The following is a 15499-nucleotide window of genomic DNA, read 5'->3' as shown; positions in this document are numbered from 1 at the left end:
TCAACTTTCTTAATATATTCTTCTCCGGGAAAGTCCTCTGGTACATTTGTAATATATTTATTACTTATTAAAAGTGCTTCTGCTTCTTTTGATGAAATTATAGGATAGTTACCTATTTTCTGTGATAAATCTGGTTTATGAACTCTTAAGGTATTGGACATATCTTCTTCATCAAAATAAAATTCAGTATAATTCAAATTATAGTTTATGATTTGTTCTTCTAGGCTACCCTCTCCTTCAAAGAAGCTTATTTCAAAACTTTGATCTCCATTATACGTGTAAGCACCATCATATAAATTTATAACTGTATCTATCATTTGTAATATGTCTTTATATTCTTTACTTACATATTGAGCTGTTCTATATATATCTTCGTAGGGTGCATAATAGTCAGTGTAATATTCTTTAACAATTTTATCTTTTGGCTTAAAATTGATAGTTGTAGTCAAATCATTAGAAACTGTAATTTCATATTTCTTACTTTTACCATAAATTTGATTTATATTAAGAAAATCATCAGGCATTTCATCTCCTACTATTTCAAACTTTTCTCTTACCATTTGTATTTCTTCCTCACTTGGATAATCATCTGTGATTTCAAGTTCTTTAGGATTTATATTCAATAGCCTTATAGTTTTATCTAATCTTTTTCTCATAGCTTCTATATCTATATTTGTAGGTATTCCCTGTTGACTATATCCCAGCTTGTTTTTAAAGACTGGTAAGGTTGATATTTGAAGGTTTTCATTCCAGGGATTTGCGTTTATAATCTCTACAATATTATAAGCCATTAAAGCTTCAAATCCTGCTCCTTGAGTATTAAAAGACCCCATTGATATCTTAGCCAGTTCTTTATTTTCAAGTAGATTTTGATCTGTAATTGGTAAATTAGTATCTTCAAGACTCTTTTCTACATTTATATCCTTCTTTATAAAATTTGGTAAGATAATAAATAAAAGAATAGCTGCTACTGGTAGCAAAACCTTTGTAAAAGTAAACCTTTTTTGAGGAATATAATCTTCTATTTCTGCTTCTTTAATTATCTCCTCATCTATATCGTTTAAACTTTCAAATAGCTTAGTAGATTTCATAAGTAAATCTCCTCCTCTTCCAGATATATTTTAAGTTTCTTTCTAGTTCTAAAAAGGATAGATTTTATTTTACTTTCACTTATTGACATTTTTCTAGAAATATCTTTAATTGAGTCTACATACCAATATCTTCTAACAAAAACTATTCTGTACTCCTTTTTTAATGTCCAGAGAAATTCATTTAGAGTCTCTGTTATTAAAGTTGCTTCTATTTCCCTATCAATATTATTCTTAGAGGCAACTATATTTTCTAACTCATTTAAAACAATTTCGACTTGGCCTGCTCCACGTTTCTTAGCCTTTTTATGATTGTAGATATTGATTGAAAGATTTCTAGTTATTTTACCTAGATATGCTGAGAATATATTAGGCCTATCATCTGGTATAGCATTCCATGCATTTAGGTAAGTATCATTAACGCATTCTTGGCTATCTTCTATATTGTATAAAATATTATAGGAGATCTTTCTGCAATAGTTTCCATATTTTTTATCCGTTTCTGATATAGCATTTTCACTACGATCCCAATATAAGTTTATAAGCTCACTATCTTCCAATTCATCAACTCCTTTCCTATCCTTATATATAAGGACAGAGAAATTTAACTTTGGTTGCATTATATATAATATTTATAATTAATGAGGAGTTTTATAGAGATTAAAGGGCATAATCCTAAGAAAACACACTAAAATAAAGTTGCCTTATATAAGAGATTAGATAGTTTTTAATAACCAACTTATAGATCGAAGAAGTATTTAAAATAAGAACTGACTTATGAAAGATGCTTTTCCTTTCATGGAAGGACGTTTTTAAATACTTCTTGAACACACCTTAAATTTGCATAATTCTACAGATACGAAATAGAAAATATATCATATTTTTTTACTCGTATTAAATAAATATCAATATCCCATATCCCAATATTCTTCTTTCCCTATCTCTATAATCATCTCTTTTATTTCCAAATTATTTACAAGGTTAAGAGTCTTTTTATATATAGCCTCTTCTTCATTCCTACTACTTTTATTATCTAATGTCATTTTTAGTAAATCCTTCACTAGCTTTTTATCTTCTTCACTTGCATTATCCATAATATCTAAACCTTCAATCACTTTACTTGTATTCATTTTTATTAGAAATATCTTCCCATCTTTAAGTGTAGATATTGCCTTTTTATAGTCTTCTAGATAGATATCTATATAAACCAGATTTATAGATCTATCTCTTGTCATCTTTTCATAGCTTTCTCTAGCCTTTAAAAGATCCCCCTCTGTTAAATAATATCTAGCACTTATATCATAATAGTCATCATTTCTATCTTTCTTTGCAGTTTGATCTAGTATCCTTTTTACAAATTTCTTATTTTCATCCATTTCATCCCTATATATAGAGTTTGCTACTTCAAAGGAAAGATTATAGTCCTCATACTCCTTGTCATATATTTCAGCATATTTAAATGCCTTGGCAAGGTCCTTCTCGCCTTTTTTCCATCCTATACTATAAAATCTAACTAGATAAAATAATGCTTCCTTATCTTTTGGATCTTCAATTAGTTGGTCTTCATAGTGTGAAATAGCTTCTTCATATTTTTTATCTAATATAAGATTTTCTCCTTGTGTTAATTCCCCTTCAATTTCCATACTAATAAGATCTTCATAATCACTTATTAAAGTAAGGGTACTAGCTATTAGATTATTCTCTTTATCATAGGCATTAACAACTAAGGGATACTCTATATTTGCTATAAAGGAACCAAATATTCCAGTCGGGTTAACTATTTCTTCCTCTCCTTCAAAAGATAGGGCTCCTATTGTTTTATCTAAATCATTTACATTTAGACTTATACTATTGTCTCTTATCTTTTCATCTCCACTTTTACCCTTTAATCCTATTGTATGTGATCCTCCCGTTCTCTCCCTTGGATCAGTGAATACTAAGGATTCTATCATATAGTAATCTGCTCCCCTTACTTCATCCCAGGATATATCAATATCTTCACCTTCTTTTATTAACATTTTTTCTTTAGGAACACTTACTTCCATAGGCGCTGAAAAATCAAAGTCAAACTCAATATCTGAGTTTAACTCTACCGACCATATATCCTTTTTTAAATAAACTTTATTATACAATTGGGAAGGGTGGATTTTTATGCCCATTTCATAGACCCCTTGTTTTAAGCCTAGAGTTTCAAACTCTCCATTTGCATCTGTTATAGCATCTGGCATTTCTCCACCAACCCTAAATACTCCAACATCTTCACTTACATATACTTCTACAAAGGGTAGTCCCTTGCCATTATTGCTTACTTTTCCTTTGACCTTATAATCTCCTTGTGACTTTCTAAGATGCTTTTCTATATCATCCTCATATGGATATGAATTACTACCTCCAAAATAACTCCTGAAGCTATCCATGCTTTCCAAGTGATCGCTCCATACTTTTTCATAATATTCTTTAGCCATATCTACATTACCTAATTGTAAATTAATATCTCCCATTAACTGATAATATTTTTCGTCTAACTTATTTTCATCTAGATCTTCTAATATTTCTTTTGACTTTTTATAATCTTTCTGAACAAAATAATAATAGCCTTCATAAAGTTTACTCATAGATTTTATTTCTTCATTTTCCTTATCTTTTCCCCAAGCTATCCAGTAAGTCAATTTATCCATATCCAAAGTAGCTATGCTGGTATCTAATAGCTTTGAATAAGACTTTGTAGAGTATTCATCCTTATAGCCATCTTTCTTATCCTTTAACAGTACTTCTTCAAATACTTCCATTGCCTTATCCATATCTTCTGGTCTTGTTTTTTCTCCACCACCCCAGCCACTAGAGGTGATTTTATATCTTTCAAATCCCTTTATTAGACTTCTTCCATATTCATATAAACCCCGTTTCCCAGTTATCTTGATTGGACTAGCCATATAATTATTATAAAAAATCTCAGCCTTTTCAGAACCCTTGCTATTTAAATATATTCCAATTTCTAAGTTTATAAGGGGTGCTACAACTAAGACTACAAACAAGAATGTGAGTACAAGCATGATTAAATTCTTGACCTTTATCTTTAATTTCATTTCATATCCGCCTCCCTCTTACTTGTTATAATAATTTGAGAACCGCTGAAATCTATTACTTCTATCTCCTCTTTGCTTGTAAAACCTTTAGGAAATATACTTATTCCAAGTATTAATACAAATCCTATTACTGCAGGAGCTAATGGGATTTCAATTTCTTTATTTAAAAAATTTCTTATCTTTTCTCTTAGACTTATTTTTCTACTCCCAATTATCTTATCCAGAGCCTGAGGAGATAAGTTTATATCTTTTACATCTTCTTCATATATCTTCTTTATTTCATTTCCAAAAGAATCTTTATAGTCCATTAAATTCCCCTCCCTTTTGTAAGTTTTCCCCTAATATCTTTCTTCCCCTTGATAATTTACTCCTTACGGTACCTTCCTTTTCATCTAATATTTCGCTAATCTCCTTAATGCTAAAGTCATCAAAGTAAAAAAGTATCAATACTTGTCTATATATAAAATTTATTTGCTTTAAGTTCTCTTTTAAAAGCTCTTTATTTTCTTTATCTATTATAATTTCTTCTATATTTTCTTCACTAACAGTATAGTCTTCATAGGGCACTGTAAGGATTAGCTTTCTAGATTTATCTATTATAGTGTTCTGTAGTATTTTATATATCCAGGTATACAAGGAACTATTTTCCTGAAAGTTTTTAATATATTTAAATATCTTTATAAAAGTTTCTTGTACAATATCTTCAGCTTCTTTTTCATCTTTGATCATAAGGAAGCAGGTTTTAAGAAGTCTGTTTCCATATGTATTTACAAGTTCAATATAGGCTTCTTCCTTACCTCTTTTTAAGGCTTTTATTAGTTCCTTCTCTCCCAAACTTCTCCCCCCTTTCATCTATTAGACTATGTTCTTTTAAAAAGGTTGCATTTTCTTATATTTTATTTAATCCTTTTTTATATATTTTTCTTTTTATATCTTATCCTAGTTTTAGCTAACTCTATTATATAAGATATTAAAACAAACCCAAAGCAGATAAAGAAACTAGGATAGAGTATAAAATCTACTCTACCCTAGTTAAGTCAATTATTATAGCTATTTTACCTAGTTTGTCATAATTGGAATTAGTCGAGTAGACGGAGTTTCACAACTCCAACCCCTCACAGAACCGGACTTGCCCTATTAAGGCATCCGGCTCTTCACAATATTATTTACAATAAATAGCTATTTCCTGCACCTAATTCAAAAACATTTACATAAGTCTTTACTTTTGGTAATGGATATTGCTTTTGAAATATTATATATTTACTCCAATCAAAGCTTCTTTTCTGACTTCTACGATTTAACCATCTAAATATCAAAGTTCTACATTCATCTATAAAGTTACCTACGAATCGACCATTATCTGTTATTCCGTAGTAATTACAGTGACCTTGTATTTTAGATATTATAGTTTTCATAAACTCTTTAATTGGTATTGATCTATTTGATCTTATCCATTCTTTACACTTTAATAAACTAGCTCTATACTTTTTCTTGCTGGTTTTCCTTTTTACTCTTTTACGGCCATTTTTATCTTTCCCTACATAATGAGTAAATCCCAAAAAATCAAAAGAATTTTCATCTTTATCTACATTATCATCATTACCTTTGTTAAGTTTAATGATTTTTGTTTTATCTTCTGCTACTTCTAAATTAAATTTCCTTAATCTTTGTATGAACACTTCGAAAAACCTTTTGGCATCTTCTTCGTATTGAAAGCAAAAAACGCTATCATCTGCATAACGAACCATGTACGCCCTACCCTTACAGTGCTTTCTAACTATTTTATCAAACCATAAGTCTAGTACATAGTGCAGATAGATATTCGCAAGAATTGGAGAACACACTCCACCTTGCGGTGTACCTTTTGGAGTATCATATTTAATTCCATCTTCTATGATACCCGCTTTCATAAGCCTAGATATTAATCTTAATAGATTTTTATCATCAATTCTGTGTTCTACGAATTTCATCATCCATTCATGGTCTACATTATCGAAGAACCCTTTAATGTCAGTATCTACAACATAGTTTATGATTGGCTTATTCACTATCTTGTCAAGTAATTTAATTGCGTCATGACAACCTCTATTAGGTCTAAAACCAAATGAACATTCAAGAAAATCTTGTTCATATATTGCGTTTAGAATTTCAGCTAAATTAGATTGTACTAATTTAGCTTCATATGCTGGTATTCCTAATGGTCTTTTATCATTTGTTCCAGGTTTAGGAATGTATACTCTTTTTCCTGGTTGAGGTTTATATGCTTGCCTTTTCATTCTAGTTATTAAGCTTTCTATGTTTTCTAGAAGATTATTATCATACAATTCTTTGGTTATTTCATCTATTCCAGAAGCCTTTTTAGCTTTCATCTCATTATGACTTTTTATCAATGTTTCTTTATTTATTAGGTGTATTAGTGAAGTAAATTTCTCATTAGGTTTTGATTTTGCTATTTTTGCTATCCTTTCCAGTTGCGTTTCCATATCTTTCTCTCCCTCTGTGTAGAGTATATGTTTCTCTTTAAGGTCAATATTGTGTTACTCCCTTCCCTCCATAGGAATTACCCTACTTCATCAGTAATATGAAGTAATCCGACTTCCTGTTGTATTAGGCTTTCTTGCTTTATTATCACTTGATTAAGCCCTACTTTCTCTGCGTAAAGAACTAACAGGATCTCCCAAGTTGACTGTATCATATCAATGTATAGCATGCGATGGTCTCTGACCCCGGGGAAGCCAATATATTCTTGCATAACGAATATATTAGTGTTGTTTTCTACCTTGTCTACAGTATTAACCTTCCCGATACGAATATCGTGGCTCAATCCCTTCAACTTTACGCTTACCGCCTACTACCTAACTGTCTACGCTTAACATCAGAAGTTACCCGATGATGTCCAAGACTCGCTATGAGTGGTTTGCTAGACCTTTCTCAGTGGGAATCCCACCCACTATATGATACGCCCTTATCTTGGCGCACAGACAAACTCACTTCTAAATTTTTAATCTTAAGAATATCTAAAAATATATATTATTCTATTTCAATTTTATTGGCGTTTCTTTGAATCAAGGATTACTCCTACTGCGACACCAAAAGTCATTCCAATACCAATACCAACTGCCATATTACCAAATACTGCTAAACCAAGTAAAAGGCCTATTAGCAATCCGATACTTAAACCAAACGAAATATAAGATGTATCTTTAGCTTCTTTATCCTTATTTGATCGCTTATTCTTATTCATTTTCTCACCCGTATTCATTTATTCTATTATCCTTCGATATTTATCAATTCTGCTTTAACAATTTGATATTTTGTTAATTCAACCGTTTGACCAGCTTCATTTTCTACAGAGATAAAAGTTGTTGCAATACCTGAGTATCTATTGCTAATTGATCCTTCGATTCGTACATTTTTAAATTGCTCTCCAGTTGATACTGTAATGTTGTAAACGTGTATCTTTTTAGTCATAATATTTTCCCTCCTATAATTAAGCTATCACAGGTAATTTCTATACTCTAAATGAGTTTTACTTAATTCTTATTGTGACAAACTGGGAATGTCCAAAATCAAACCTTAAAAAGATGATGTAAATAGTGTTGAGTTTGTCATAATATATGATAATTTGCACTAAAAACAATCTAAATTTAATAATTAAATTATATTGCCCATTGATAATATTTAGCTACATATTTTATAAAGAAAGTGTCGATGTCATTCTGAAGAGTAAAGCGACGAAGGATCTTTTTTTTAGCCCTAAGATTCCTCGACAAGCTCGGAATGACAGATTCGCTTAAATCTACTAATTTTCATCAATATATTTTTTATTTCTTATTTATCTATTTTCTTTAAGACTATATCATAAGACTGGGAATATTTTTTATCAGATATTACTTTTAGTTTCTCTTTTTCTATCATTTTCTTTATCCTATAAGCAAGCCAAGCATCTCCTAGCCCAAGTTCATATTCTCTATATCTTTTTCATCATAAACCTTTTCCTGCATCATAGAAGCCTTTGTGCTTTCACTAAATACAACTTCAAGCATATACCTATCACCTCTTATTAATCTCATAAATTTAAAATTGTCAAATCATTTAGTTAGGTCTCTTGGTTAAATAATTTAACTAAAGAAAAAACAGCTAAAACTCCCAATATAAAAAGTCTTGCCCAACTCATGATTAGCCAAAACTCTCCACCATATATTATATCTGGTGATGTGCCATACTCATCAACATAAATAGCTATATTCCAAAACAGCTTAACTGAAATTAGAAATGATACACTAGTAAGTATAAAAATAATAATATCAATATATTTTTTTCTCATATTTACCTCCTTTAACAAAAGCTTATACCTCCTATATTTATTAGTCAACAACTATACTATATTATTTTGCTAGCTTTTCAATCCTATGGCCTACTGGTTCATAATATTTCCCATTATATTTATTGATAATTTTTTAATTTAAATTATTTTTAATTCTCCACATCTATTATAATATAGGGCTTAAGAGTAAATTTAAGATATTTATTTGCCAAATGGGCATTTGACTATCTCCTAGAACTATGCTAATGTCATAACATAGTAAAAAAATGGTTTGATATTTGATGATAACTTTGGAAACACTAATGATATTGGATGGTTTTTAAAAATCTAATCTTTTTAGTGTTTTTTTGTTTTAAAAATCAAATTTAACTAAACCTAAAAAATATAATTGGAGGATTTGACACATGTCAAGTATTGAAGTGAAAAACGTAGTTAAAATCTTTGGTGATGATGAACAAAAGGCACTTAAACTTTTGAAAGAAGGCAACACCAAAGAAGATGTATTAGAAAAAACTGGTATGACAGTAGGAGTAAACAATGTAAGTTTTAAAATAAAAGACAATGAAATATTTGTAATAATGGGTTTATCTGGAAGTGGTAAATCTACACTTTTGAGATGTATTAATAAGCTTATAAAACCTACCTCTGGCGCAATAATAATAGATGATAAAGATATAACAAAGCTAGATAAAAAAGAACTTAGGGAGCTTAGACGAAAAAAGTTTGGAATGGTGTTTCAAAGCTTCTCTCTTTTTCCATTTAAAACAGTTTTAGAAAACACTCAATTTGGTTTAGAGCTTCTAGATTTAGAAAAAGAAGATATGGAAGAAAGAGCAAAGGAGTCTCTTGAAAAAGTAGGACTTGAAGGCTGGGAAGACAAGTATCCTGATGAACTAAGTGGTGGTATGCAGCAAAGAGTTGGACTTGCTCGTGCTCTTTGTATAGATCCAGATATATTACTTATGGATGAGCCTTTTAGTGCACTTGATCCACTTATAAAAAAAGATATGCAAGATCTATTACTTGAAATATATGATGATTTAGATAAAACTATTATATTTATTACACATGATTTAGATGAAGCCTTAAGGCTTGGCGACAATATAGCTATAATGAAAGATGGAGAAATAGTCCAAATTGGTACTTCTGAAGAAATTTTAACTAATTCTAAAAATGATTATGTTGAGGAATTTGTTAAAAATGTAAATAGGGCTCAAGTGCTTTCTGCTAAAGACATTATGGTAAGAGCTTTAGAGCTAGCATATGAAGTAGACGGACCAAATACTGCTAGGTACAAAATGAACAAAAATGGTATCTCAAGCATATTTGTAGTTGGGAAAAAACGTGAACTTAAAGGTTTAGTTACTATAGAAGATGTCACAAGGATATTAGAAGAGGGAGAAACAGATCTATCAACTGTCTTAAAGCAAACTACAACTGTAGGTCCAGATACTCCTTTAAACGAAATATTTGAGGACATATCTAAAATGGATACCCCTCTACCGGTTGTAGAGGATGGATATTTAAGAGGAATAATCGTTAAAGCTACAGTATTAGCGAATTTATCATAAAGGGAGGTGTTAATTAATGAATCTTATACCAGTAGGAGCAGTAGTAGAAAGATTTGTAGAATTTTTACAAAGTAGTTACGGAGGATTTTTTCAAGCAATAGCTGATATAATAAAAGGTTTTATGGGTGGAACTCAAACATTACTTCTTTCTATGCCACCAATATTATTTGTAATTATACTTGCTTTACTTGCACTTGTACTTGCAAATTGGAAGGTATCTTTATTTACATTTGGAAGTTTAGTTTTTGTTTTTTATATAGGAATTTGGGTTTACTTTATTCAAACATTTGTATTAGTATTAGTATCAGCAATTATATCGCTAGCCATCGGCTTGCCTATGGGTGTTTTAATTGCCAGGTATGAAAAGTTAAGTAGAGTAATTACACCTATACTAGATTTTATGCAGACAATGCCTCCTTTTGTTTATCTTATACCAGCAGCACTTTTATTTGGAACTGGTGAAGTTCCAGGGATTATATCAACAGTTATATTTTCCATGCCGCCGGCTATTAGAATGACAAAACTTGGACTTAGACAAGTACCTGAAGATTTAGAAGAAGTAGGACATAGTTTTGGATTGACTGGATTTCAAATGTTATACAAGATAAAACTACCTATGGCCCTTCCTTCAATAATGGCAGGTATAAATCAATCTATAATGTTAGCATTATCTATGGTAGTAATAGCATCTATGATCGGTTCAAAAGGACTTGGAAGTCAAGTTCTAACCGGAATACAAAGACTTGAAATAGGAGTTGGATTTGAAGCAGGTCTTGGAGTAGTAATACTTGCAGTAATTTTAGATAGACTAACAGGAAGTGTAGATTTAACAAGAAATAAAAAATAAAATATGGAGTGGTTTATTATTAAAAAGAGTAAAATTTTATTGCTTGCTTTAGCAGCTATGATATTTATTTCAGGTTGTGCAATGCTTGAACCGCCTTTATCCAAAGAAGATAGAAATAAAGAAACTAAAGGAACAGTTCAAATAGGATATGTACAATGGGCATCTGCTGAAGCATCAACTTATATAGTAAAAGAAGTTTTAGAAGAAATGGGCTATGATGTGGAAATACCTCTACTTCAAACAGGACTTATGTATCAATCAACAGCTACCGGGAAAATAGATGGATTTGTTTGTTCATGGTTACCTGATACCGATACAAACTATTGGAGCAAATATAAGGATGATATAATAGAATTAAACAATAACTATGAATCTGCACAGATTGGACTTGTAGTTCCAGAGTATGTAGATATAGATAGTATAGAGGAACTCAAGGACCATAAAGAAGAGTTTGAGGGAAGAATAGTTGGAATTGATCCAGGAGCAGCTCAGATGGTTGTCACTGACGACAAACTTATGCCACATTATGGACTAGAAGATTGGACTCTAGAGGAAAGTGGTGGCCCTGCTATGACAGCTGAACTCTCACGTGCAATTGAAAATGAAGAATGGATTGTAGTTACAGGTTGGAAACCTCATTGGAAATGGGCAGAATGGGACCTTAAATTCTTAGAAGATCCAGATAAAATAATGGGTGATGGTGAATATATTAAGAGTATGGGTAAACCTACAATAAAAGAAGATTTACCTGAAGTAGCTGCCTTTTTAGAAAACTATGTACTTTCTACAGAAGAACTTTCTTCTGTTATGCTTGAGATTCAAGAAGGGAAAGATCCAGAAGATGCAGCAAAAGATTTTATAGAAGAAAATAGAGAATTGGTAGATAGCTGGATACCAGAAGATAAGTAAGAATATAAAAATCCCTATTAAAGCAGCTGCTTTAATAGGGATTTTTATATTATTTTTTTATTTGAATTCAGGATGCTTGTTTACAAATATTTCATTAGCCTTTAACAAGTTTTGATAATACTCTTCATATGATGGAGATAATTTTCTCATTGCCGGAATAAATACTTCATTGTAGCCACTAGTCTCTCCAAACTTTTTCATAGCCTCCATTATTTTCCATATAGAAGAAGCTTTGTATTCTTCTGATTCTTTGAAACGTTGATATTCTTCAATAGTTTTAGATTGTTCTTTTAAAAACTTCTTTGGATTTTCAATGTTTTTTTGCTTTTCTTCTTCAAATTTTTCTAGTCTTTCATCTGTCCAAAAGTTCATTGCTTGATCAAATTCATCCATTATTTCATCTGAAATTTGAGGAGGCTCCACCTTATCCAAAAAGTTTATAATCTCCTTATATGCTCTTTTTTGTTCTTCTGTTTTTATAGATTCTTCTAAAAACCTACTAAAATGATTTACTAAAAACCTACCATAGAAACCTGGGAAAGTTTCTAAAATATTTTCTTTTATCGATTTCTTCTTATTTAATTCTTCTATTTTTTTATTTATACTTCCAATATTTTTTCCAAGTGATAACTCTTTCAATAACTGTGCTTGAATATTTGATATTTCATTTTCAAGTTTTTTCTTTATCACACATTTTCTTAATTCTTCCTTAGAAAATTTAGAATCCAAGATATTTTTTATATCCTTTACTCCCAATCCAAGCGATCTAAATAAAGCTATTTTTTTTAGTTTATCAATTTCTCTCTTACTGAACTTTCTATATCCATTTTCCATGACCTCTGGACTTATGATTTTCTTTTTTTCATAATAGTCTATTGCCTTTTTAGTTAAACCAGTTAATTTACATACTTCATTTATCTTCATCCCTAGCACCTCCTATATCAACTATAAACCAGTACCCTGGGTACTAGTCAAGAAGAGTTTCATTTAAATTCTTCTTACATGCCATGTTGGATAAATTCAACCTTTTCTTCATTATTATATAGTTCATATTTCATATCCTCTAAATACCAATTGGAGTCAAAAAGTCGTTCAGCTTCCTCTTCACCATTAATTGATTTAATGGCTATATCTTCTTCAATAGTAGATGTGTTCCGTCTTCCATTATGAGTAATATAATAATTTTCAAGGTCATAAAACCTTTTACCAGTGTGCTCTTTCAAATTCTCTGGCAAATACACCCTTATCTTGAACTCATTTCTACTTCTACTATAATCTTTTAATTCTAAACTTACATTCATTACTATTTCATCATCTGAACCTGTCAAGCTAATGCTTGACTCTTCTATCTCTATAGATTTTAGTCCATCATCTTTTATCCAGTGATAGTTTGTTCTACTAACATCAATTGTCCATTTCATAAGGGGTATAACTATGATTATTGTTACAAAAAATAATAATAACTTACTATTATCTTCAAATCTTTCCAGCTTAAATAAACCTTTAACTCCTATAATAAATAATATCAAGGGGACTATTCCTGAAAGATAAAAAACACCTCCACCCTTAGTCTTTATAGGTGGTATAATATATTCAATTATAGAATATGAGTCATGTGGAAGTTTGTATGTCAATAGTACAGTTAAAAATAAAATACCTAGATATTTAAGTAAGTTTTTATTGTCCTTATTCAAATTTACACCTCCTAATTTAAATTCTAAATAGGCTTTATATTTAACCTTTATTTTTATTGTGGATTTATAATTTTAGAAATGATATTAGAGGTTCAATTGTACTTTTATCTGTAAAATCTACTTTTTTACCATATGTAGCTAAAAGTTCTCTATCATCATCAGATAATTCCTTTTCATCTTTTCTAGTAAGAACAGTTTTAAGCATTCTCATCATAGTTTTATGTATTATGCTCAGCTTTTTATAATCAATAGCTCCACGCAAGTGAAAGAATTTTATATTATCAATCATTTCTTGAGAGAAGTTTTTTTCTATAATTGGAGTAAATACTTTCTTCTTATCAGTTGAAGCTAATCCTACTGTAAAAACTATTATTCTTTTATCCTTTAAATCTTTATAGTTTTTATTAATAATAGATGCTCCTGCAATCCCACTTGCATATAAAGCTCCACCATAAATAATAGTATCATATTTCATTAGTTCCTTAGCATCTATTTTTGAACGTTCAAATAAATCTGCTTTTATTTCCTCTGCTATCCATTGGGCATATTTTTTAGTGCTGTCGTATTTAGATTCATATATTACAACTCTATTATCCATAAAATCCAGCCTCCATTTTCATATATCTATAAAATGTTATTAACACTATATTAATCTTCAATAATTGCAATAGCTCTTACTGGAGAACCATCTCCAGATTTAATCTTTAGAGGTAAGCCATAAAACATAAATGTTTTTCCTCTCCGTATCAAATTTAAATTAATTAGTCCAGTATATGTAATAATATCACTAGCCAATAAAGCTCTTTCTAGCTCTTCTGTAATATTGCCACCTATGAATCCTGGATTTGAATTTAGTATTTTTTCTAAATATTGTATCCCTATTTCCTCTATAAAAAAGAGTCCTAGATCCTTTTCCCATTCTTTATTTAATCCAACTACCTGGGCCTTACCAAAAAATCTTTCAATAGCTATCTCATCTAATGTTTCTTTTCCTTTATGCATATGAGAATAGGCATCTACATGAGTCCCTGTGTGTGAACCCATCTTTAGACTCCTTAATTGCCAGGTATGTTTTTCATATGTATGAACTATATCAATTTCTACTTGAGGATCTCCTGGGAAAACATCCATACCTGTATATAAATCAACTGATAAATCAATAACCTTCATAAGTTACCTCCGTCTACTATCTTTTATAATATACTTTTACCATACCTGTATGCGAAAAGTTAATAGTTCTTTTTCTTTCGTGCATATACATATACTGCATCACCTATATGGTAAAATCCCATACCCATAATAATATATGGTATTGCAGGATATTCAATAATTAAGTTTTTATTAGTGAGCATAAGTACTCCCAAGATAATACTTATTATTGCAATTATCATTCTAATTATTTTCATAGATACCTCTCCTATAGATGTTTCTTATATAATTCATTGTATTCTATAGCATTATTTTTTATAGCTTCTACTTCTTCCTGTTTTACCTCTCTAATTATTTTTCCTGGTACTCCCATTACAAGAGAGTTTGCAGGTATAACTTTTCCTTCAGTTACTATAGTCCCTGCACCTATTATACAATTATCTCCAACTTTTGCTCCATTTAATATTATGGAACCCATACCTATTAAGCAATTATCTCCTATAGTACAACCATGTATTATTGCATTGTGCCCAACTACTGTATAGTCCCCAAGCTTGGTAGGTTCTTTATAGCCTGTATGAACACTAGCATTATCCTGAATATTAGAATATTTTCCTATTCCTATATTTTGTATATCTCCTCTTAAAACAGCATTATACCAAATGCTACTGCCTTCTCCTATATTTACATCTCCTATAACTGAAGCATTTTCAGCTATAAATGTATCCTTATGAATATTTGGTTTTATCCCTTCAATATCTTTTATCATTTACTATTCTCCTCTTTAAATCAAGTAGTATTTTTCAATACTTCTGATTCTTTTTTTAT

At 30.2% G+C, this 15499-nt stretch carries 20 protein-coding genes; 3 read left to right on the top strand and 17 right to left on the bottom strand.

The features are described 5' to 3' along the window. The 11 genes from ACTHW2_RS04370 to ACTHW2_RS04320 all read right to left on the bottom strand — a co-directional run. The coding region (locus ACTHW2_RS04370) for a hypothetical protein (RefSeq protein WP_442262562.1) at positions 1 to 1091 on the bottom strand (1091 nt) is incomplete at its 3' end. After that, a complete protein-coding gene (locus tag ACTHW2_RS04365; protein ID WP_442262560.1) occupies positions 1088 to 1648 on the bottom strand; it encodes an RNA polymerase sigma factor in 561 nt (186 codons plus the stop codon). The genes ACTHW2_RS04365 and ACTHW2_RS04370, both read right to left, overlap by 4 nt. Positions 1649 to 1993: 345 nt before the next feature. Next, a complete protein-coding gene (locus tag ACTHW2_RS04360; RefSeq protein WP_442262558.1) occupies positions 1994 to 4174 on the bottom strand; it encodes a tetratricopeptide repeat protein in 2181 nt (726 codons plus the stop codon). Next, complete coding sequence (locus tag ACTHW2_RS04355) at positions 4171 to 4482, bottom strand: hypothetical protein (RefSeq protein WP_442262556.1); 312 nt, start codon at positions 4480 to 4482, stop codon at positions 4171 to 4173. Before ACTHW2_RS04355 ends, ACTHW2_RS04360 begins: the two co-directional genes overlap by 4 nt. Then, entirely contained in the window at positions 4472 to 5008 is a 537-nt protein-coding gene (locus ACTHW2_RS04350) for an RNA polymerase sigma factor (RefSeq protein WP_442262554.1), read from the bottom strand. The genes ACTHW2_RS04355 and ACTHW2_RS04350 overlap by 11 nt, the downstream gene beginning before the upstream one ends. A 332-nt stretch (positions 5009 to 5340) precedes the next feature. Beyond that, the gene (gene ltrA / locus ACTHW2_RS04345) at positions 5341 to 6657 is read right to left on the bottom strand and encodes a group II intron reverse transcriptase/maturase (RefSeq protein ID WP_442262552.1); all 1317 of its coding nucleotides are present in this window, start codon (positions 6655 to 6657) and stop codon (positions 5341 to 5343) included. A 563-nt stretch (positions 6658 to 7220) separates the two neighbouring features. Next, positions 7221 to 7436 carry a hypothetical protein gene (locus ACTHW2_RS04340; RefSeq protein ID WP_442262551.1) on the bottom strand — a complete coding sequence of 72 codons (216 nt, stop codon included), beginning with the start codon at positions 7434 to 7436 and terminating at the stop codon, positions 7221 to 7223. Between the two features lie 8 nt (positions 7437 to 7444). Continuing rightward, on the bottom strand, positions 7445 to 7645 hold the full coding sequence (locus ACTHW2_RS04335) for a hypothetical protein (protein ID WP_442262550.1): 201 nt from the start codon (positions 7643 to 7645) through the stop codon (positions 7445 to 7447). Between the two features lie 360 nt (positions 7646 to 8005). Next, positions 8006 to 8101: a hypothetical protein gene (locus ACTHW2_RS04330; RefSeq protein WP_442262564.1), complete on the bottom strand. Its 96-nt coding sequence runs from the start codon at positions 8099 to 8101 to the stop codon at positions 8006 to 8008. Positions 8102 to 8124: 23 nt separating this feature from the next. After that, complete coding sequence (locus ACTHW2_RS04325) at positions 8125 to 8247, bottom strand: hypothetical protein (protein ID WP_442262548.1); 123 nt, start codon at positions 8245 to 8247, stop codon at positions 8125 to 8127. A 26-nt stretch (positions 8248 to 8273) separates the two neighbouring features. Beyond that, on the bottom strand, positions 8274 to 8501 hold the full coding sequence (locus tag ACTHW2_RS04320; RefSeq protein WP_442262546.1) for a hypothetical protein: 228 nt from the start codon (positions 8499 to 8501) through the stop codon (positions 8274 to 8276). A gap of 404 nt (positions 8502 to 8905) precedes the next feature. Between ACTHW2_RS04320 and ACTHW2_RS04315 the strand changes: the two genes are divergently transcribed. From ACTHW2_RS04315 to ACTHW2_RS04305, 3 genes are read left to right on the top strand one after another with little or no spacing between them, the layout of a single operon-like run. Beyond that, entirely contained in the window at positions 8906 to 10072 is a 1167-nt protein-coding gene (locus ACTHW2_RS04315) for a quaternary amine ABC transporter ATP-binding protein (RefSeq protein WP_442262545.1), read from the top strand. Positions 10073 to 10088: 16 nt separating this feature from the next. Continuing rightward, the gene (locus tag ACTHW2_RS04310; RefSeq protein ID WP_442262543.1) at positions 10089 to 10919 is read left to right on the top strand and encodes an ABC transporter permease; all 831 of its coding nucleotides are present in this window, start codon (positions 10089 to 10091) and stop codon (positions 10917 to 10919) included. 3 nt (positions 10920 to 10922) lie between these two features. Next, complete coding sequence (locus ACTHW2_RS04305) at positions 10923 to 11828, top strand: glycine betaine ABC transporter substrate-binding protein (RefSeq protein WP_442262541.1); 906 nt, start codon at positions 10923 to 10925, stop codon at positions 11826 to 11828. A 57-nt stretch (positions 11829 to 11885) separates the two neighbouring features. On the opposite strand, the gene ACTHW2_RS04300 is transcribed toward ACTHW2_RS04305, so the two are convergent. The 6 genes from ACTHW2_RS04300 to ACTHW2_RS04275 form a co-directional block, all read right to left on the bottom strand. Next, positions 11886 to 12752 (bottom strand): MerR family transcriptional regulator, encoded by an 867-nt coding sequence (locus ACTHW2_RS04300; RefSeq protein WP_442262539.1) that lies wholly within the window; start codon positions 12750 to 12752, stop codon positions 11886 to 11888. Positions 12753 to 12826: 74 nt separating this feature from the next. Continuing rightward, positions 12827 to 13522 carry a hypothetical protein gene (locus tag ACTHW2_RS04295; RefSeq protein ID WP_442262538.1) on the bottom strand — a complete coding sequence of 232 codons (696 nt, stop codon included), beginning with the start codon at positions 13520 to 13522 and terminating at the stop codon, positions 12827 to 12829. Positions 13523 to 13586: 64 nt separating this feature from the next. Continuing rightward, the gene (locus ACTHW2_RS04290; protein WP_442262536.1) at positions 13587 to 14120 is read right to left on the bottom strand and encodes a flavodoxin domain-containing protein; all 534 of its coding nucleotides are present in this window, start codon (positions 14118 to 14120) and stop codon (positions 13587 to 13589) included. Between the two features lie 50 nt (positions 14121 to 14170). Next, positions 14171 to 14692 carry a cyclase family protein gene (locus ACTHW2_RS04285; protein WP_442262535.1) on the bottom strand — a complete coding sequence of 174 codons (522 nt, stop codon included), beginning with the start codon at positions 14690 to 14692 and terminating at the stop codon, positions 14171 to 14173. 59 nt (positions 14693 to 14751) lie between these two features. Continuing rightward, positions 14752 to 14928, bottom strand: a complete 177-nt coding sequence (locus ACTHW2_RS04280) for a hypothetical protein (RefSeq protein ID WP_442262533.1) — start codon at positions 14926 to 14928, stop codon at positions 14752 to 14754. An 11-nt stretch (positions 14929 to 14939) separates the two neighbouring features. Beyond that, the gene (locus tag ACTHW2_RS04275) at positions 14940 to 15440 is read right to left on the bottom strand and encodes a gamma carbonic anhydrase family protein (protein WP_442262531.1); all 501 of its coding nucleotides are present in this window, start codon (positions 15438 to 15440) and stop codon (positions 14940 to 14942) included. Positions 15441 to 15499 lie beyond the last annotated feature (59 nt).

This window comes from Tissierella sp. (genome assembly GCF_052089545.1).
In the GTDB taxonomy this organism is placed as follows: domain Bacteria; phylum Bacillota; class Clostridia; order Tissierellales; family Tissierellaceae; genus Tissierella_A.
The sequence above is the reverse complement of the archived record's forward strand: the minus strand, read 5'-3'. Positions and strand labels throughout refer to the sequence as shown.